Here is a 16,893-nt window from a genome sequence, read left to right on the forward strand (position 1 = left end):
CGACGACTGTCACCTAAAAGGCGCGAGTTATTGAACTCGCGCCTTTTTTTGTGCTCCAACTCCAGGATTGGTGTGGGACTGTTCCCACTTAAGATGGTCTGGAGGTTCACGTGAACAAGTCATTGCTGGTGGGTGCTGTACTGGGTGCTGTCGGTGTTACAGCCGGTGGTGCTTTTGCCACTTACAGCTTGGTGAAAGGCCCTGAGTCTGCGCAGGTGCTGGCCGTTGTGCCGGTCAACCAGCAGATCAAAACGCCGCGTGAGGTGTGCAAGGATGTGACTGTGACGCGTCAGGCGCCGGTCAAGGATCAGCATCAGATTGTCGGCAGCGTGATTGGTGCTGTCGCCGGCGGCTTGCTGGGTAATCAGGTGGGCGGCGGTAACGGCAAAAAGATCGCGACGGTTGCCGGTGCGGTGGGTGGCGGTTATGCCGGTAACAAGGTGCAGGAAGGCATGCAGGAGCGTGATACCTACACCACGACCCAGACGCGTTGCAACACGGTCAATGACATCAGCAGCAAGGTCGTCGGCTATGACGTGCGCTATTCGCTCAATGGCAAGGAAGGCAAGGTGCGTATGGATCACGAACCGGGCAATGAAATTGCCGTGGACAAGGAAGGCAAGCTGATCCTGAATTAAATTCTTGTGGGAGCGGGCCTGCTCGCGATGCAGGCGGCTCGGTCTGTCAGGCAAATCGCGGTGATGCTATCGCGGGCAAGCCCGCTCCCACAGGGTGGGGTAATTGCAAGGCCAAAAAAAAGCACCCCGAAGGGTGCTTTTTTTGTCTGCGGTATTCGCTTAGCGTTTCAGCGAGGTTGGCAGGTGAGGCTGGATTGCAGTCAGGACAGCTTTGAAGCACTTGGTGTTACCGGCAACGATATGACCTTTTTCAAGGAAATCGTGGCTACCGGTAAAGTCGCTGACCAGGCCGCCTGCTTCTTGAATCAGCAGTGCGCCTGCAGCCATGTCCCACTCGGACAGGCCCGACTCCCAGAATGCATCGAAACGACCTGCAGCCACGTAGGCCAGATCCAGGCTGGCAGCGCCTGCGCGACGGATGCCGGCAGTCTGGCCAACCAGGCTGCGGAACATGCCCAGGTAGTTGTCCAGGTTGTCCATCTGGTTGTCACGGAACGGGAACCCGGTGCCCAGCAGGGCGCCTTCCAGGCTGGTACGACCGCTAACACGCAGGCGGCGACCGTTCAGTTGGGCGCCACGGCCACGGCTGGCGGTGAATTCTTCCTGGCGAACCGGGTCAAGAACCACTGCGTGCTCAAGGCGGCCGCGGTATTTGCAGGCGATGCTGACGGCGAAGTGTGGAACGCCGCGCAGGAAGTTGGTGGTGCCATCCAGTGGGTCAATGATCCACAGGTAGTCTTCACCTTCACCGCTGCCTGGGTGCATGCCGGTTTCTTCACCGAGGATGCCGTGCGTCGGGTAAGCCTTGCGCAGGGCGTCGATGATTTTCTGTTCAGCAGCACGATCGACTTCAGAGACGTAATCCTTGGCGTCTTTTTCGTCAACCTTGATGGTATCCAGGCGCTCGATGGAGCGGAAAATCAATTCACTGGCGCTGCGGGCGGCGCGCAGCGCGATATTCAGCATGGGCTGCATGGACGTTTCACCTAAGGTTGTTAAAGAAAGCCGAATATTCTATCAGAAAACTTTGGTAGATGAAGGTTTGCGTTAGCTTTCGTAGCTTATGACGTTTTGCTTAGGTAAGATTTGCTCCCTTTTGCTGGTCTGTGAGCGCTTCCTTTGCTGCCTAATATTCGTGTCGTTCTGGTCAATACCAGCCATCCCGGGAACATCGGCGGTGCTGCGCGTGCCATGAAAAACATGGGGTTGTCGCGGCTGGTTCTGGTTGAGCCGAGGGTGTTCCCGCACCATGAGGCTGACGCGCGCGCCTCGGGCGCCGGTGACATTCTGGAAAATGCACAGGTTGTCGCGACCCTTGAAGATGCCCTGGTGGGCTGCAATCTGGTGCTGGGTACCAGTGCCCGCGACCGTCGTATCCCCTGGCCGCTGCTGGATCCGCGCGAGTGCGGGCAGAAAGTGGTTGCAGAGGCGGCCCAGGGTGCGGAAATCGCGCTGGTGTTCGGTCGTGAAGACTCCGGTCTGACCAATGACGAGTTGCAGCGTTGTCACTTCCATGTGCATATCCCCTCTGATTCCGAATTCAGCTCCCTGAACCTCGGCGCGGCCGTGCAGGTGCTCAGTTACGAGATCCGCATGGCCTGGCTGGCGGCCCAGGGGCAGCCGAGCAAGGTCGAGAAAGAAGAGGTGGCGTCCACCAAGAGTGGCGAGCTGGCCACCATGGATGAGCTGGAGCGCTTTTATGAGCATCTGGAGCAAACCCTGGTAGCTATCGAATTCATGGATCCGGAAAAGCCGCGCCACCTCATGGCGCGTCTGCGTCGGCTCTACGGTCGCAGTGCTGTCAGTCGTGCCGAGATGAATATTTTGCGTGGCATTCTCACCGAAACCCAAAAAGCAGCCCGTGGCGAGCTGCTCAAGCGCAAGGATTAATGATGTTCGAGCGTCTGCGTGAAGATATCCAAAGTGTGTTTCACCGTGATCCTGCAGCCCGTAATGCTTTTGAAGTGCTGACGTGCTACCCGGGGATGCATGCGATCTGGATTCACCGCTTGTCGGCGCTGTTGTGGCAGGCTGGCTGGAAGTGGCTGGCTCGTCTGGTGTCCAACTTCGGGCGCTGGCTGACCGGGATTGAAATTCACCCGGGGGCCAAGGTTGGGCGTCGTTTCTTTATTGATCACGGGATGGGTATCGTGATTGGTGAAACCGCCGAAATCGGGGATGACGTGACCCTGTATCAGGGTGTGACCCTGGGGGGTACGAGCTGGAACAAGGGCAAGCGCCACCCCACTCTGGAAAATGGTGTCGTGGTAGGGGCGGGCGCCAAGGTATTGGGGCCGTTCACTGTCGGGGCGGGGGCCAAGGTCGGTTCCAATGCGGTTGTGACCAAGGCTGTGCCGCCGGGCGCGACCGTAGTGGGTATTCCGGGGCGCATCATTATCAAGAATGACGATGAAACCGAGGCCAAGCGCAAGGCAATGGCTGAGAAAATCGGTTTTGACGCATACGGTGTCAGTGAAGATATGCCGGATCCGGTGGCGCGGGCCATTGGCCAGTTGCTGGATCATCTGCAGGCGGTCGATGGCAAGCTGGATGGTATGTGTGGCGCGCTCAAGGATTTGGGCAGCCCTTACTGTGCGAAAGAGCTGCCTGAGCTGCGCGAAGAAGACTTCGCCTGCGTCAAGGGCAAGGACGAAAGCACGGCGGTCTAGATTCTGGGTGCTGTGGGAGCGAGCCTGCTCGCGATGGCGCCATCGCGAGCAAACCCGCTGCCACCAGATGTGTGTCATGTGCCATTACGCCGCAGACCCTGCTACAATGCGCGCGCTCTTTTGCGGGTAATCCCGACTAAAGTACTAGGTCTAATAGTTGACTTAAATAGTCGGGAATAGCATACTCGCTTCCATTCCGAATTCCGTGGTACCTGTCCATGAGACTGACTACAAAAGGCCGTTACGCCGTAACTGCAATGCTCGATTTGGCGTTGCACGCACAGCACGGGCCGGTGTCCCTGGCCGATATTTCCGAGCGCCAAGGCATCTCGCTTTCCTACCTTGAGCAACTGTTTGCCAAATTGCGCCGCAGCAGTCTGGTTTCCAGTGTGCGTGGCCCGGGTGGCGGCTATCAGCTGTCACGCGACATGCAGGGCATCCAGGTAGCTCAGGTGATCGATGCCGTGAACGAGTCCGTCGATGCCACGCGTTGCCAGGGCCTTGGCGACTGCCATGCCGGCGACACCTGCCTGACCCACCACCTGTGGTGCGACCTCAGCCTGCAAATACACGATTTTCTCAGCGGTATCAGCTTGGCTGACCTTGTCACTCGCCGTGAGGTACAAGAAGTAGCCCAGCGTCAGGATCAGCGCCGCTGTAATGGCAAGGCGCCGCACCTGGATAAGATCGAAGCGTCCGCCGTCGAGTGATTGCATAAAAACGACGGTGCGCCAGCCAGCCTGATTTAGGAGATAGTCCATGAAGTTGCCAATTTACCTCGATTACTCAGCCACTACCCCGGTTGATCCGCGTGTTGCTCAAAAAATGAGCGACTGCTTGCTGGTTGACGGGAACTTCGGTAACCCGGCTTCGCGCTCTCACGTGTTCGGCTGGAAAGCTGAAGAAGCGGTTGAGAACGGGCGTCGTCAGGTTGCTGACCTGGTTAACGCTGACCCCCGTGAAATTGTCTGGACCTCCGGTGCGACCGAGGCCAACAACCTGGCAATCAAAGGTGCAGCGCACTTCTATGCCACCAAGGGCAAGCACCTGATCACCGACAAGATCGAGCACAAGGCCGTTCTCGACACCATGCGTCAGCTTGAGCGTGAAGGCTTTGAAGTGACCTATATCGAGCCGGGCACCGATGGCCTGGTAACGCCGGCCATGGTTGAAGCCGCGATGCGCGACGACACCATCCTGGTTTCGATCATGCACGTGAACAACGAAATCGGCACCATCAACGATATCGCTGCCATTGGTGAGCTGACTCGCTCGCGCGGCGTGTTGTTCCATGTCGATGCGGCACAGTCCACCGGCAAGGTTGAAATCGACCTGGCCAAGCTGAAGGTCGACATGATGTCGTTCTCGGCGCACAAAACCTACGGCCCTAAAGGCATCGGCGCACTGTACGTAAGCCGCAAGCCTCGGGTGCGTATTGAAGCAGCCATGCACGGCGGCGGTCACGAGCGCGGCATGCGTTCGGGTACCCTGGCCACCCACCAGATCGTGGGCATGGGCGAAGCGTTCCAGATCGCCAAAGAAGAAATGGCTGCAGAGAACATCCGTATCAAGGCGTTGAGCGACCGTTTCTTCAAGCAGGTTGAACACCTTGAAGAACTGTACGTCAACGGCAGCATGGTCCACCGCGTTCCGCACAACCTGAACCTGAGCTTCAACTACGTTGAAGGCGAGTCGCTGATCATGGCGCTCAAGGATCTGGCTGTGTCGTCCGGTTCGGCCTGTACTTCTGCTTCCCTCGAGCCGTCCTACGTATTGCGCGCCCTGGGCCGCAATGACGAGCTGGCTCACAGCTCCATCCGCTTTACCTTCGGCCGTTTCACCACCGAAGAAGAAATCGATTACGCCGCGCAGAAGGTTTGCGAGGCTGTTACCAAGCTGCGCGCCCTGTCGCCGCTGTGGGACATGTACAAAGACGGCATCGACATCTCGAAAATCGAATGGGCGGCGCACTAACAATTTAAGTCGCCGTAAGTAGACGCTGTAAGCGCAGCGAACAGCAGCTTTTACAGCGTCTCAAGAGCGACTCTCTGATGAGTGAGGATTAGTACCATGGCTTACAGCGAAAAGGTCATCGACCACTACGAAAACCCGCGCAACGTCGGCAAGATGAACGCGGAAGACCCGGATGTCGGCACCGGCATGGTCGGCGCCCCTGCGTGCGGCGACGTAATGCGCCTGCAAATCAAGGTCAACGAGCAGGGCATCATTGAAGATGCCAAGTTCAAGACCTATGGTTGCGGTTCGGCAATCGCTTCCAGCTCCCTGGCGACCGAGTGGATGAAAGGCAAAACTCTGGATGAAGCAGAGACCATCAAGAACACTCAGCTGGCTGAAGAACTGGCTTTGCCGCCGGTAAAAATTCACTGCTCGGTACTCGCTGAAGACGCCATCAAGGCTGCTGTTCGCGATTACAAGCAGAAGAAAGGTTTGATCTGATCCGTACTGCTTGCGCCCGCAAGTGGCGCAGGCAAGGTGAAGAAACTGGCAAAAGGTAAGGAGTCACGATGGCTATCAGCATGACAGAAGCGGCTGCGCGACACATTCGCCGCTCCCTTGATGGGCGCGGCAAAGGTGAGGGGATTCGTCTGGGTGTTCGCACCACGGGCTGTTCCGGTCTTGCCTATGTGCTGGAGTTTGTCGATGAAGTAGGTGAAGAAGACCAGGTCTTCGAAACCCATGGCGAAAAAGTGATCATTGATCCGAAAAGCCTGACCTATCTTGACGGCACCGAACTGGATTTCGTCAAGGAAGGCCTCAATGAGGGCTTCAAGTTCAATAACCCTAACGTGCGCGGTGAATGTGGCTGCGGCGAAAGCTTCAATATCTGAGGCTGATCGTGGGTACTCCTTGTCATTTTGCTTTGTTTGAGCTGCAACCGGGTTTCAATCTGGACCTCGATCAGCTGGCTGTGCGCTATCGAGAGCTGGCGCGTGGTGTTCACCCGGATCGGTTTGCCGATGCTTCCGAGCGCGAGCAGCGCCTGGCGCTGGAGCAGTCCGCCAGCCTCAATGAGGCCTACCAGACGCTCAAAAGCCCTGCCAAGCGTGCGCGTTACCTGCTTGCGCTGAAGGGGGGCGAGTTGCCGCTGGAAGTCACGGTGCACGATCCCGAGTTCCTGATGCAGCAGATGCAGTGGCGCGAAGAACTTGAAGATTTGCATGACAGCGCCGATATGGCCGGTATTGCAGCATTCAAGCGTCGACTGAAAGTCGCTCAGGAACACCTGAACGACAGCTTCGCAGCGTGTTGGGATGATGCTGCGCAGCGTGAGCAGGCTGAACGCCTGATGCGCCGCATGCAGTTCCTCGACAAGCTAACTTACGAAGTGCGCCAGCTAGAAGAGCGCCTCGACGATTAACTCCGTGCTTCCCTGATGGCACGCCTGATTACAGATAAGTCCTGATTACGATGGCCCTACTGCAGATCGCCGAACCCGGCCAAAGTCCTCAACCGCACCAGCGACGTCTGGCTGTGGGGATCGACTTGGGCACTACCAATTCGCTGGTCGCTGCTTTACGCAGCGGCCTTTCCGAGCCTCTGGCCGATGCCAATGGCTATGTCATTTTGCCGTCTGCCGTGCGCTATCACGCTGATCGCGTCGAGGTAGGCGAGTCGGCACGTCTGGCAGCCTCCAGCGACCCGTTCAATACCGTGCTGTCGGTCAAGCGCTTGATGGGACGTGGTCTGTCCGACGTCAAGCAGTTGGGCGAGCAGTTGCCTTACCGCTTTGTCGGCGGTGAGTCGCACATGCCGTTTATTGACACGGTGCAAGGCCCTAAAAGCCCGGTTGAAGTGTCTGCCGAAATCTTGAAGGTGCTGCGTGAGCGCGCCGAAAAGACCCTGGGTGGTGAATTGGTGGGGGCGGTGATTACGGTCCCGGCCTATTTCGATGACGCTCAGCGCCAGGCCACTAAAGACGCGGCCAAACTGGCTGGTCTGAATGTGCTGCGCCTGCTCAATGAGCCGACAGCGGCCGCCGTGGCCTATGGCCTGGACCAGTCGGCTGAAGGCGTGGTGGCTATCTATGATCTGGGTGGGGGTACGTTCGATATCTCGATCCTGCGCCTGACCGGCGGTGTGTTTGAAGTCTTGGCTACCGGCGGCGACAGCGCGCTGGGTGGCGATGACTTCGATCATGCGATTGCCAGCTGGATGGTCGAGCAGGCCGGATTGTCTGCCGACCTTGATCCAGGCACGCAGCGCACCTTGCTGCAGGCTGCCTGCGCTGCAAAAGAAGCGCTGACCGATGCGTCCTCGGTGACGGTTGCCTTTGGTGGCTGGCAGTCCGAGCTGACCCGTGAAGCCTTCGACGCCATGATCGAGCCAATGGTTGCGCGCAGCCTCAAGGCTTGTCGCCGTGCTGTGCGCGACGCCAATATCGAGATTGAAGACGTCCAGGCCGTCGTCATGGTGGGTGGTTCGACCCGTGTACCTCGTGTGCGTGAAGCGGTGGCTCAGATGTTTGGTCGCGAGCCCCTGACCGATATCGACCCGGATCAAGTGGTTGCCATTGGTGCTGCGATCCAGGCTGATACCCTGGCCGGCAACAAGCGCGATGGCGGCGAGCTGCTTCTGCTTGATGTGATTCCGTTGTCCCTTGGTCTGGAGACCATGGGTGGCTTGATGGAAAAGGTTATTCCGCGCAACACCACGATTCCGGTGGCGCGCGCGCAGGATTTCACCACCTATAAAGATGGTCAGACGGCCATGATGATTCATGTGCTGCAGGGTGAGCGCGAGCTGATCAGCGATTGCCGCTCCCTGGCGCGCTTTGAATTGCGTGGCATCCCGCCGATGGTGGCCGGTGCCGCAAAAATTCGCGTGACCTTCCAGGTCGATGCCGACGGTTTGCTCAGTGTGTCGGCCCGCGAGCTGGGTTCAGGTGTTGAAGCCAATATCCAGGTCAAGCCTTCCTACGGCCTGACCGACGGCGAAATCGCCAAAATGCTCAAGGATTCGTTCCAGTACGCCAGCGACGACAAGGTCGCCCGCGTATTGCGTGAACAGCAGGTGGATGCCCAGCGTCTGATCGAGGCCGTGCAAGCAGCCCTTGAAGTCGATGGCGAGCGTTTGCTGGATGCCGAAGAGCGCATGGTGATCGAGCTGCAGATGCAGGAACTGTCCGAATTGTTGAAAGGCACCGATGGTTACGCCATCGAGCAGCAGACCAAGCGTCTGTCGCAAGTGACCGATGCCTTTGCAGCCCGTCGCATGGACTTGACCGTCAAGGCCGCTTTGTCGGGTCGCAACCTGAATGAAATCGAGGAATAACTGATGCCGCAGATCATTTTTCTGCCACACGCCGAGCACTGCCCGGACGGTATGGTTGTAGAGGCTGAGACCGGCAAGACCATTCTCGAAGTGGCCCACGACAACCACATTGAAATCGAAAGTGCCTGCGGTGGTGTTTGTGCCTGCACCACTTGTCATTGCGTGATTCGCGAGGGTTTCGACTCGTTGAACGAAGCTGACGAGCTGGAAGAGGACTATCTTGATAGAGCATGGGGTCTGGAAGCGACTTCGCGCCTGAGCTGTCAGGCCCGCGTTGGTACTGAAGACATCACCGTCGAGATTCCGAAATACTCGCTCAACCATGCTGCCGAAGCGCCGCACTGATAAGGAATTGGCATGAGCCTTAAATGGGTTGATGTACAGGAAATCGCGATCCAGCTGGCTGAAGCTCACCCGGATGTCGATCCGCTCTCGGTGAATTTCGTCACGCTGCGCAATCTGGTCATGGCGCTGCCGGAGTTCGACGATATCCCTGATCGCGGCGGAGAGAAGGTGCTCGAAGCCATTCAGGGTTTGTGGATCGAAGAAGCCGACTAAGCTTGCAACGCACGTAATTATGCAATACCCAAGAACCCGCGTATAATTCGCGGGTTTAATTTTTCGCTTAAATCACTGTTTCTGGAGTTACACCATGGCTGTTCAACGTACTTTCTCCATCATCAAGCCTGACGCCGTTGCTAAAAACGTTATCGGCAAGATCGTTACCCGTTTCGAAGACGCTGGCCTGAAGGTTGTAGCTTCCAAACTGAAGCAACTGTCCAAAGCTGAAGCTGAAGGCTTCTACGCTGAGCACAGCGAGCGCGGCTTCTTCGGCGACCTGGTTGCTTTCATGATCTCCGGTCCTGTTGTTGTTCAGGTTCTGGAAGGCGAAAACGCTATCGCTCTGAACCGCGAGCTGATGGGCGCTACCAACCCTAAAGAAGCAGCTGCCGGCACTATCCGTGCTGATTTCGCTGAATCCATCGACGCAAACGCTGTTCACGGTTCCGACTCTGAAGCCGCTGCTGCTCGTGAAATCTCGTACTTTTTCGCAGCTACTGAAGTAACCACTCGCTAAGTATTGGCTTGTGAGTGAGGGTGAAGACATGATTGCAACGACTGGCAAAACCAACCTGTTGGGTTTGACTCAACCGGAAATGGAGAAATTCTTCGACTCAATCGGGGAGAAGCGTTTCCGTGCCGGTCAGGTCATGAAGTGGATTCACCACTTTGGCGTCGATGATTTCGACGCCATGACTAACGTCAGCAAGGCTTTGCGCGACAAGCTCAAGGCCATTGCTGAGGTTCGTGGACCCGAAGTCGTCAGCGAGGACATCTCCAGCGATGGCACCCGTAAGTGGGTGGTACGCGTAGAGTCCGGCAGCTGCGTCGAGACCGTTTATATTCCCTCGGGCAAACGTGGCACCCTGTGCGTTTCGTCCCAGGCTGGCTGTGCCCTGGACTGCAGTTTCTGCTCCACCGGCAAGCAAGGCTTCAACAGCAACCTCACCGCCGCCGAAGTGATCGGCCAGGTGTGGATTGCCAACAAATCCTTTGGCAGCGTTCCGGCAACCATCGACCGCGCCATCACCAACGTGGTGATGATGGGCATGGGCGAACCGCTGCTGAACTTCGACAATGTCATTTCTGCCATGCACCTGATGATGGATGACCTGGGCTACGGCATCTCCAAGCGCCGTGTCACCCTGTCTACCTCCGGCGTGGTGCCGATGATCGATGAGCTGGCCAAGCACATTGACGTTTCGCTGGCATTGTCGCTGCACGCACCTAACGACGAACTGCGTAGTCAATTGGTGCCGATCAACAAGAAGTACCCGCTGGCCATGCTGCTTGATTCCTGCCGTCGCTATATGGCGACCCTGGGCGAAAAGCGCGTGCTGACCGTTGAGTACACCTTGCTCAAGGATGTGAACGACCATGTCGATCACGCCCGCGAAATGATCGAGCTGCTTAAAGACACACCGTGCAAGATCAACCTGATCCCGTTCAATCCGTTCCCGCATTCTGGCTATGAGCGCCCGAGCAACAATGCCATTCGCCGTTTCCAGGAGCTGTTGCAGCAGGCTGGCTACAACGTGACCGTGCGCACCACCCGTGGTGAAGACATCGATGCGGCGTGCGGGCAGCTGGTAGGTCAGGTCAATGACCGTACCCGCCGCAGTTCGCGCCTGATCGCGGCGCGTGAGCTCAGTGCTGACGCCGATACAGCGCAAAACGCTGCCTCTGCGCCCTGAGAGAGGACATCCATGATCCTGCGCGCTGCGCTCCCGGTCGTTTTGGTCAGCTTTTTGGCTGGCTGCGTGTCATCGGGCGATTCAAGCCCGATGGCTGGCGACAAAGGGCGTAACGAGGCGCGTCAGGCGTATGTTCAGCTGGGTCTGGGCTATTTGCAGCAAGGGATGACCGAGCAGGCCAAAGTCCCTTTGCGCAAGGCCCTTGAGCTCGACAAGACCGACCCGGACACCAACGCCGCACTGGCCTTGGTGTTTCAGGCCGAAATGGAGTTTGCCCTGGCCGAGCAGGCATTCCGTACTGCGTTGAACGGTCGGCCTGCTGATGCCCGGATCCTCAATAATTACGGCAGTTTCCTGTTTGAGCGTCAGCGCTATCAGGAGGCCAGCGTGCAGTTTCAAAAGGCGGCAGCAGACAACCTTTATCCGGAACGCTCCCGCATCTACGAAAATCTGGGTATAACGTCACTTGAGTTGGGGCAACCTGAAGCGGGGCGCCAGCAGCTTGAAAAAGCACTGCGCCTGAACCCTCGACAACCCCGTGCGTTGCTTGAAATGGCCGAGATGGCTTATCAGGACAAACAATATGTAACGGCGCGTGACTTTTACGATCGTTTTAGCCTGCTTAGCGGGCAAAATGCACGTAGTCTATTGCTCGGTGCGCGACTGGCGAGTGTTTTCGATGACCGCACCCCAACTGCCAACCATGGCCAGCAACTAAAACGACTCTATCCCGGCACGCCGGAATATCAGCAATACCTGTCGGAGCAATGATGAAAGCGGCGCAACCCGAAGTTCTAGCAGCGACTCGTGTCAATCCCGGTGAGACTCTGCGTCAGGCCCGTGAAAACAATGGCTGGACGCTGGCTGAAGTCGCCTTGAAACTCAACCTCACGGCCAGCTCCCTGAGCAACCTTGAAACGGGCGCGTTCGACAAACTGCCTGGGCATACCTTTGCCCGGGGCTATATCCGGGCCTATGCCAAATTGCTGGGTATGGACCAGGCCGCCCTTGTGCGTGAATTTGACCTGTACACCGGCACTGATGCCAACGGCAGCAACGTGCACAGCCTGGGTCGCATAGAAGAGCCGGTGCGCGTGTCGCATACCATTTTGCGTATCGTCAGCCTGTTGCTGTTGATCGCCGTGGTCGGAGGCGGTTTTATCTGGTGGCAAGACCAGACGTCCATGCGCGCCAAGGACCTGATTGGTCTTGCTCCGGAACACGTCGAAGTCGAAGGGGCTGACGGCACAACCCGCATCCACCCGCTGGACGAACCTGAAGATCAGGCAGTAGCCGAGGCCAAGGCCGAAGGCGAAACACCTCTGGCGGCCGAATCGGCGCCGGAGCAGGGCGCGACCACGGCACTGGCACTGCCGGGTGCTCCCGCTGCCGAGCCCCAGGCACCCGTTGCCGTTCCGGTACAGCCAGTACCTGCTGCTGTTGCGCCAGTTGCGCCAGTAGTGGCACCTGTTACGTCCACCGCGCCTGCGCCCGACACTGCCGCCCCGGTTGCCGGTGCTGGCAAAGTGAGCGTGCAATACACCGCTGATTGCTGGACTCAAGTGACCGACGGCACGGGCAAAGTGCTGTTTGGTGGCTTGAAGCGCAAGGGCGAAAATCTAGAAGTGAGCGGCAAGCCACCCCTGAGCTTGCGCCTGGGCTATGCCCGCGGTGCCCAGGTCAGCTATAACGGCCAGCCTGTGGATGTCGCTCCTTTCACCAGTGGCGAGACTGCTCGTCTGAAGTTGGGTCAATAAGTCATGCACGGCGAATCACCAATCAAACGTCGCGAATCGCGCAAAATCTGGGTCGGTAATGTACCTGTAGGTGGCGATGCCCCTATTGCTGTGCAGAGCATGACCAACAGTGACACCAATGACGTCGCTGCAACCGTTGCGCAAATCAACCGCCTGGAAGCCGCGGGTGTCGATATCGTGCGGGTTTCCGTGCCGGATATGGACGCAGCCGAAGCTTTTGGCCGGATCAAGCAACTGGTCAAGGTGCCATTGGTCGCCGACATTCACTTCGATTACCGCATCGCCCTGCGCGTTGCAGAGTTGGGTGTGGACTGCCTGCGCATCAACCCGGGCAACATCGGTCGCGAAGACCGTGTGCGGGCGGTGGTTGATGCAGCCCGCGATCGCGGTATTCCGATCCGAATCGGCGTCAACGCCGGTTCCCTGGAAAAAGACCTGCAAAAAAAATACGGCGAACCGACGCCAGCCGCCCTGGTCGAATCGGCACTGCGCCACGTTGAACACCTTGAACGCCTGAATTTCAAGGACTTCAAGGTCAGCGTAAAGGCCTCCGACGTGTTTATGGCGGTTGAAGCCTACCGTCTGCTGGCCAAGGAAATCGTCCAGCCGCTGCATCTGGGCATTACCGAAGCCGGTGGTTTGCGTTCAGGCACAGTGAAATCTGCCGTGGGCCTAGGTATGCTGCTCGCCGAAGGAATTGGCGATACCATCCGCATCTCCCTGGCAGCAGACCCGGTTGAGGAAGTAAAAGTCGGTTACGACATCCTCAAGTCCTTGCACCTGCGCTCGCGCGGCATCAACTTTATCGCGTGCCCGAGCTGCTCGCGGCAGAACTTCGACGTGGTGAAAACCATGAACGAACTTGAAGTTCGCCTCGAAGACCTGCTGGTGCCGCTGGATGTTGCCGTGATCGGTTGTGTGGTCAATGGCCCTGGCGAAGCCAAGGAAGCCCATGTGGGGCTCACCGGTGGTACACCCAACCTGATTTACATCGACGGCAAGCCGTCGCAGAAACTGACGAATGACAATCTGGTGGATGAGCTCGAAAGACTGATCCGGCAGAAGGCGGCCGAAAAGGTCGAAGCTGACGCAGCCGTTATCGCGCGCGGCTAACCAGACGAATAAAGGATTTATTGTGAGCAAGTCTTTGCAAGCCATTCGTGGCATGAACGACATCCTGCCGGAGCAGACGCCTCTGTGGCGCTACTTCGAGAGCAAGGTTTCGCGTTTGCTGGATAACTACGGTTACAAGCAGATCCGCATGCCAATCGTCGAATTCACCGAGCTGTTCAAACGCTCGATCGGTGAAGTGACCGATATCGTCGAAAAAGAGATGTACACCTTCGAGGACCGCAACGGCGATTCGCTGACGCTGCGTCCTGAGGGAACTGCGGCGTGCGTGCGTGCGGTGCTTGAGCACGGCATCACCGGTGGTGGCCAGGTGCAAAAACTGTGGTACATCGGCCCGATGTTCCGTCACGAGCGCCCGCAAAAAGGCCGTTATCGCCAGTTCCACCAGATTGGCGTCGAGGTGTTCAACCTCGATGGTCCGGACATCGATGCCGAACTGATCGTGCTGACCTGGCGCCTGTGGGGCGAGCTGGGTATCCGCGATGCGGTCAAGCTCGAACTCAACAGCCTGGGCACCAGCGAAGCCCGTGCGCGCTATCGTGCGGCCCTGGTCGAGTATTTGTCCTCGCGTCTGAGCGAACTTGACGAAGACAGCCAGCGTCGCCTCAAGTCCAACCCGTTGCGTGTGCTCGACACCAAGAACGCCGATACCCAGGCGGTTCTGGTGGATGCACCGAAACTGGTGGACTACCTGGACGAAGAGTCCCGCGTGCATTTCGAGGGCCTCAAGGCTCGCCTCGATGCCGCCGGCATCCCGTACACGATAAACCCGAAGCTGGTTCGTGGCCTGGACTACTACAGCAAGACCGTATTTGAATGGGTAACCGACAAACTGGGCGCCCAGGGCACCGTGTGTGCGGGCGGTCGTTATGATGGCCTGGTCGAGCAGATGGGCGGCAAGCCTACTGCCGGTGTCGGTTTTGCCATGGGCATCGAGCGCCTGATCCTGCTGCTCGAAACCCTTGAGCAGATCCCCGAAGAAATCGCACGTCAGGTCGATGTTTACCTGTGTGCTTTCGGCGAAGCCGCCGAACTGGCAGCCCTGGCTTTGAGCGAACGCGTTCGTGATCAACTGCCAAACCTGCGCCTGCAGATCAATGCCGGTGCGGGCAGCTTCAAAAGCCAGTTCAAAAAGGCTGACAAGAGCGGTGCACTGTTTGCGCTGATCCTGGGTGACGACGAATTGGCCCAGCAAGTGGTAGGTGTAAAACCCCTGCGTGGCCAGGGCGAACAACAAACGATTGCCTGGGATGCTCTAGCCGAGCACTTGGCCACCTGCATCGTGCAGGGTTGAAGCTGCAAAACAGCCGATTTAGCGAATAAGGAGTGTTGGGGTGTCGAGTAACGAAGATGATCAGCTGGGCGAGTTGAAAGACTGGTGGCAGCGCAACGGCAAACCCCTGCTGACTGGCGGCTTGCTTGCGCTGGTAGTGGTGTCCGGCTGGCAGCTCTGGCACAAATATCAGGCGAATCAGTCGCAAGGTGCGTCGGTTCTCTACCAACAATTGCTTGAAACCACGCTAACCCCTGACGGCAAGCCGGATGTGGCCCGCGTGGCGGATCTGGCCAACAAGCTGAAAAGTGAATACGCAGGCACTGCCTATTCGCAATTTGGCGGCCTGTTTGTGGCCAAGGTGGCGGTGGACAACGGCAAGCTTGATGACGCGGCTACCGAGCTGAAAGTCATTGTCGACAAGCCGGCCAATGCCACTCTGGGCGAAGTGGCGCGTCAGCGTCTGGCTCAGGTACTGGCCGCACAGGGCAAGGTTGACGATGCCCTGAAGCTGCTGGAAGGCGACTCGGACAAGGCATTCCTGGCCAGCCGTGAAGAACTCAAGGGCGACCTGCTGGTGCAGCAGGGCCGTACTGACGATGCGCGTGCAGCCTACGAGAAGGCCAAGGCCGGATTGTCGGATGAAGCAGCAGTAGGCGGCTTGCAAATCAAGCTCGATGACCTGGCCAAAGGGGATGCGTGACGTGATGCGATGGAAACATGCAGCATTGCTGGCTCTGGTCGTTTTGGCCGCGGGTTGCAGCAGCAACAGCAAAAAAGAATTGCCACCGGCGGAGCTGACCGACTTCAAAGAAGAAGTCGTGCTGCAAAAGCAGTGGAGCCGCTCGATCGGTGACGGTCAGGGCAAAACCTACAACATGCTGGTTCCGGCTGTTGAAGGCAATAATATCTACGCTGCTGACGTAACGGGCGTGGTGATGTCTCTGGACCGCATGAACGGCGACGTTGAGTGGAAAAAAGACCTCGATCTGCCTGTTTCCGGCGCAGTTGGCCTGGGCTATGGCCTGGTCATGCTTGGCACCTTGCAAGGTGACGTGATTGCCCTGGATTCCAGCACAGGCGAAGAAAAATGGCGCTCTCGCGTTAACAGCGAAGTGCTTGCACCTCCTGCGACCAACGGTGATGTGGTGGTGGTACAGACTCAGGACGATCGTCTGATCGGTCTGGATGCTGACACCGGCAATCAGCGCTGGACGTATGACAGCACGCCGGGCGTGCTGACCCTGCGTGGTACGGGGGCGCCACTGGTGACCAATCACCTGGCCATCGGCGGTTTGTCGACCGGTAAAGTGGTCGCCCTGGATACCCGCAACGGCGTGCCTGTGTGGGAGCAACGTGTTGCCATCCCGCAGGGTCGCTCCGAGCTTGAACGCATTGTCGATATCGACGGTGGCCTGCTGTTGTCTGGCGGTACACTGTACGTCGCCAGCTACCAGGGCCGCATGGCGGCACTGGACATGGAATCGGGTCGCGTGCTCTGGCAGCGTGATGCTTCCAGCTATGCAGGTGTCGCCCAAGGTTTCGGCAGCGTCTACGTCAGCCTGGCGTCGGGCACTGTAGAAGGCGTTGACGAGCGTTCGACCACCTCGCTGTGGAGCAATGATGCTCTGGCACGCCGCCAATTGTCGGCTCCAGAGGTCTTCTCCAGCTATGTGGCAGTCGGTGACATGGAAGGCTATCTGCACCTGCTCAGCCAGGTCGATGGTCGTTTCGTGGGCCGTACCCGCGTTGACAGTGATGGCCTTCGGGCACGTCCGCTGGTGGTCGGTGACATGATTTACGTGTTTGGTAACAGCGGCAAACTGGAAGCCCTGACCATTCGCTAAGGCGTCTATGCTTGAGGCTCTAGGGCCTCGG

20 protein-coding genes are annotated in these 16,893 nt (G+C 58.0%); 19 read left to right on the forward strand and 1 reads right to left on the reverse strand.

Going from position 1 to position 16,893, the window contains the following annotated elements; all coding sequences use genetic code 11:
* The first annotated feature begins 110 nt into the window (after positions 1-110).
* A complete protein-coding gene (locus V6L81_RS08035; RefSeq protein WP_095001472.1) occupies positions 111-638 on the forward strand; it encodes a glycine zipper 2TM domain-containing protein in 528 nt (175 codons plus the stop codon).
* Positions 639-797: 159 nt separating this feature from the next.
* Here V6L81_RS08035 and suhB read toward each other — a convergent pair whose 3' ends face one another.
* Positions 798-1,613 carry an inositol-phosphate phosphatase gene (gene suhB, locus V6L81_RS08040; RefSeq protein ID WP_016779599.1) on the reverse strand — a complete coding sequence of 272 codons (816 nt, stop codon included), beginning with the start codon at positions 1,611-1,613 and terminating at the stop codon, positions 798-800.
* Between the two features lie 144 nt (positions 1,614-1,757).
* Here suhB and trmJ point away from each other — a divergent pair, with 144 nt between their 5' ends.
* From trmJ to bamB, 18 genes are all read left to right on the forward strand, one after another.
* The gene (gene trmJ / locus V6L81_RS08045; RefSeq protein ID WP_338660601.1) at positions 1,758-2,528 is read left to right on the forward strand and encodes a tRNA (cytosine(32)/uridine(32)-2'-O)-methyltransferase TrmJ; all 771 of its coding nucleotides are present in this window, start codon (positions 1,758-1,760) and stop codon (positions 2,526-2,528) included.
* Positions 2,529-2,530: 2 nt separating this feature from the next.
* Positions 2,531-3,307, forward strand: a complete 777-nt coding sequence (cysE, locus tag V6L81_RS08050; RefSeq protein WP_095001471.1) for a serine O-acetyltransferase — start codon at positions 2,531-2,533, stop codon at positions 3,305-3,307.
* A 218-nt stretch (positions 3,308-3,525) separates the two neighbouring features.
* Positions 3,526-4,017, forward strand: coding sequence for a Fe-S cluster assembly transcriptional regulator IscR (iscR, locus tag V6L81_RS08055; RefSeq protein ID WP_003443378.1), 492 nt, complete (start codon positions 3,526-3,528; stop codon positions 4,015-4,017).
* A 49-nt stretch (positions 4,018-4,066) separates the two neighbouring features.
* Complete coding sequence (locus tag V6L81_RS08060) at positions 4,067-5,281, forward strand: IscS subfamily cysteine desulfurase (protein ID WP_019823684.1); 1,215 nt, start codon at positions 4,067-4,069, stop codon at positions 5,279-5,281.
* A 96-nt stretch (positions 5,282-5,377) separates the two neighbouring features.
* Positions 5,378-5,764: a Fe-S cluster assembly scaffold IscU gene (gene iscU, locus V6L81_RS08065; protein WP_007929523.1), complete on the forward strand. Its 387-nt coding sequence runs from the start codon at positions 5,378-5,380 to the stop codon at positions 5,762-5,764.
* Positions 5,765-5,832: 68 nt separating this feature from the next.
* Complete coding sequence (iscA, locus tag V6L81_RS08070; RefSeq protein WP_016779604.1) at positions 5,833-6,156, forward strand: iron-sulfur cluster assembly protein IscA; 324 nt, start codon at positions 5,833-5,835, stop codon at positions 6,154-6,156.
* 8 nt (positions 6,157-6,164) lie between these two features.
* Positions 6,165-6,686 carry a co-chaperone HscB gene (gene hscB, locus V6L81_RS08075; RefSeq protein ID WP_095001470.1) on the forward strand — a complete coding sequence of 174 codons (522 nt, stop codon included), beginning with the start codon at positions 6,165-6,167 and terminating at the stop codon, positions 6,684-6,686.
* Positions 6,687-6,736: 50 nt separating this feature from the next.
* Complete coding sequence (gene hscA, locus V6L81_RS08080; RefSeq protein WP_338660602.1) at positions 6,737-8,599, forward strand: Fe-S protein assembly chaperone HscA; 1,863 nt, start codon at positions 6,737-6,739, stop codon at positions 8,597-8,599.
* Positions 8,600-8,602: 3 nt separating this feature from the next.
* Positions 8,603-8,944, forward strand: a complete 342-nt coding sequence (fdx, locus tag V6L81_RS08085; RefSeq protein WP_003443365.1) for an ISC system 2Fe-2S type ferredoxin — start codon at positions 8,603-8,605, stop codon at positions 8,942-8,944.
* A gap of 12 nt (positions 8,945-8,956) precedes the next feature.
* Positions 8,957-9,157, forward strand: a complete 201-nt coding sequence (iscX, locus tag V6L81_RS08090; RefSeq protein WP_016779607.1) for a Fe-S cluster assembly protein IscX — start codon at positions 8,957-8,959, stop codon at positions 9,155-9,157.
* A 94-nt stretch (positions 9,158-9,251) separates the two neighbouring features.
* A complete protein-coding gene (gene ndk, locus V6L81_RS08095) occupies positions 9,252-9,677 on the forward strand; it encodes a nucleoside-diphosphate kinase (RefSeq protein WP_016779608.1) in 426 nt (141 codons plus the stop codon).
* 28 nt (positions 9,678-9,705) lie between these two features.
* Positions 9,706-10,854 (forward strand): 23S rRNA (adenine(2503)-C(2))-methyltransferase RlmN, encoded by a 1,149-nt coding sequence (gene rlmN / locus V6L81_RS08100; protein WP_095001468.1) that lies wholly within the window; start codon positions 9,706-9,708, stop codon positions 10,852-10,854.
* A gap of 12 nt (positions 10,855-10,866) precedes the next feature.
* Positions 10,867-11,625: a type IV pilus biogenesis/stability protein PilW gene (gene pilW / locus V6L81_RS08105; RefSeq protein ID WP_095020373.1), complete on the forward strand. Its 759-nt coding sequence runs from the start codon at positions 10,867-10,869 to the stop codon at positions 11,623-11,625.
* Positions 11,625-12,611, forward strand: coding sequence for a RodZ family helix-turn-helix domain-containing protein (locus tag V6L81_RS08110; RefSeq protein WP_095020374.1), 987 nt, complete (start codon positions 11,625-11,627; stop codon positions 12,609-12,611). Before pilW ends, V6L81_RS08110 begins: the two co-directional genes overlap by 1 nt.
* A gap of 3 nt (positions 12,612-12,614) precedes the next feature.
* Positions 12,615-13,724: a flavodoxin-dependent (E)-4-hydroxy-3-methylbut-2-enyl-diphosphate synthase gene (ispG, locus tag V6L81_RS08115; RefSeq protein WP_086795918.1), complete on the forward strand. Its 1,110-nt coding sequence runs from the start codon at positions 12,615-12,617 to the stop codon at positions 13,722-13,724.
* 22 nt (positions 13,725-13,746) lie between these two features.
* Positions 13,747-15,036 (forward strand): histidine--tRNA ligase, encoded by a 1,290-nt coding sequence (gene hisS, locus V6L81_RS08120; protein WP_095001465.1) that lies wholly within the window; start codon positions 13,747-13,749, stop codon positions 15,034-15,036.
* A gap of 40 nt (positions 15,037-15,076) precedes the next feature.
* Positions 15,077-15,718: a tetratricopeptide repeat protein gene (locus V6L81_RS08125; protein WP_095001464.1), complete on the forward strand. Its 642-nt coding sequence runs from the start codon at positions 15,077-15,079 to the stop codon at positions 15,716-15,718.
* Positions 15,711-16,862: an outer membrane protein assembly factor BamB gene (gene bamB, locus V6L81_RS08130; RefSeq protein ID WP_095018336.1), complete on the forward strand. Its 1,152-nt coding sequence runs from the start codon at positions 15,711-15,713 to the stop codon at positions 16,860-16,862. Before V6L81_RS08125 ends, bamB begins: the two co-directional genes overlap by 8 nt.
* Positions 16,863-16,893 lie beyond the last annotated feature (31 nt).

This window comes from Pseudomonas bubulae, from assembly GCF_037023725.1.
Taxonomy (GTDB): domain Bacteria; phylum Pseudomonadota; class Gammaproteobacteria; order Pseudomonadales; family Pseudomonadaceae; genus Aquipseudomonas; species Aquipseudomonas bubulae.

What these genes read in the sequence shown, in the direction of transcription:
- suhB (WP_016779599.1), bottom strand. Translation starts at nt 1,613, where the DNA reads ATGCAGCCCATGCTGAATATCGCGCTGCGCGCCGCCCGCAGCGCCAGT.
- cysE (WP_095001471.1), top strand. Translation starts at nt 2,531, where the DNA reads ATGTTCGAGCGTCTGCGTGAAGATATCCAAAGTGTGTTTCACCGTGAT.
- iscR (WP_003443378.1), top strand. Translation starts at nt 3,526, where the DNA reads ATGAGACTGACTACAAAAGGCCGTTACGCCGTAACTGCAATGCTCGAT.
- V6L81_RS08060 (WP_019823684.1), top strand. Translation starts at nt 4,067, where the DNA reads ATGAAGTTGCCAATTTACCTCGATTACTCAGCCACTACCCCGGTTGAT.
- iscU (WP_007929523.1), top strand. Translation starts at nt 5,378, where the DNA reads ATGGCTTACAGCGAAAAGGTCATCGACCACTACGAAAACCCGCGCAAC.
- iscA (WP_016779604.1), top strand. Translation starts at nt 5,833, where the DNA reads ATGGCTATCAGCATGACAGAAGCGGCTGCGCGACACATTCGCCGCTCC.
- hscA (WP_338660602.1), top strand. Translation starts at nt 6,737, where the DNA reads ATGGCCCTACTGCAGATCGCCGAACCCGGCCAAAGTCCTCAACCGCAC.
- fdx (WP_003443365.1), top strand. Translation starts at nt 8,603, where the DNA reads ATGCCGCAGATCATTTTTCTGCCACACGCCGAGCACTGCCCGGACGGT.
- iscX (WP_016779607.1), top strand. Translation starts at nt 8,957, where the DNA reads ATGAGCCTTAAATGGGTTGATGTACAGGAAATCGCGATCCAGCTGGCT.
- ndk (WP_016779608.1), top strand. Translation starts at nt 9,252, where the DNA reads ATGGCTGTTCAACGTACTTTCTCCATCATCAAGCCTGACGCCGTTGCT.
- rlmN (WP_095001468.1), top strand. Translation starts at nt 9,706, where the DNA reads ATGATTGCAACGACTGGCAAAACCAACCTGTTGGGTTTGACTCAACCG.
- pilW (WP_095020373.1), top strand. Translation starts at nt 10,867, where the DNA reads ATGATCCTGCGCGCTGCGCTCCCGGTCGTTTTGGTCAGCTTTTTGGCT.
- V6L81_RS08110 (WP_095020374.1), top strand. Translation starts at nt 11,625, where the DNA reads ATGAAAGCGGCGCAACCCGAAGTTCTAGCAGCGACTCGTGTCAATCCC.
- ispG (WP_086795918.1), top strand. Translation starts at nt 12,615, where the DNA reads ATGCACGGCGAATCACCAATCAAACGTCGCGAATCGCGCAAAATCTGG.
- bamB (WP_095018336.1), top strand. Translation starts at nt 15,711, where the DNA reads ATGCGTGACGTGATGCGATGGAAACATGCAGCATTGCTGGCTCTGGTC.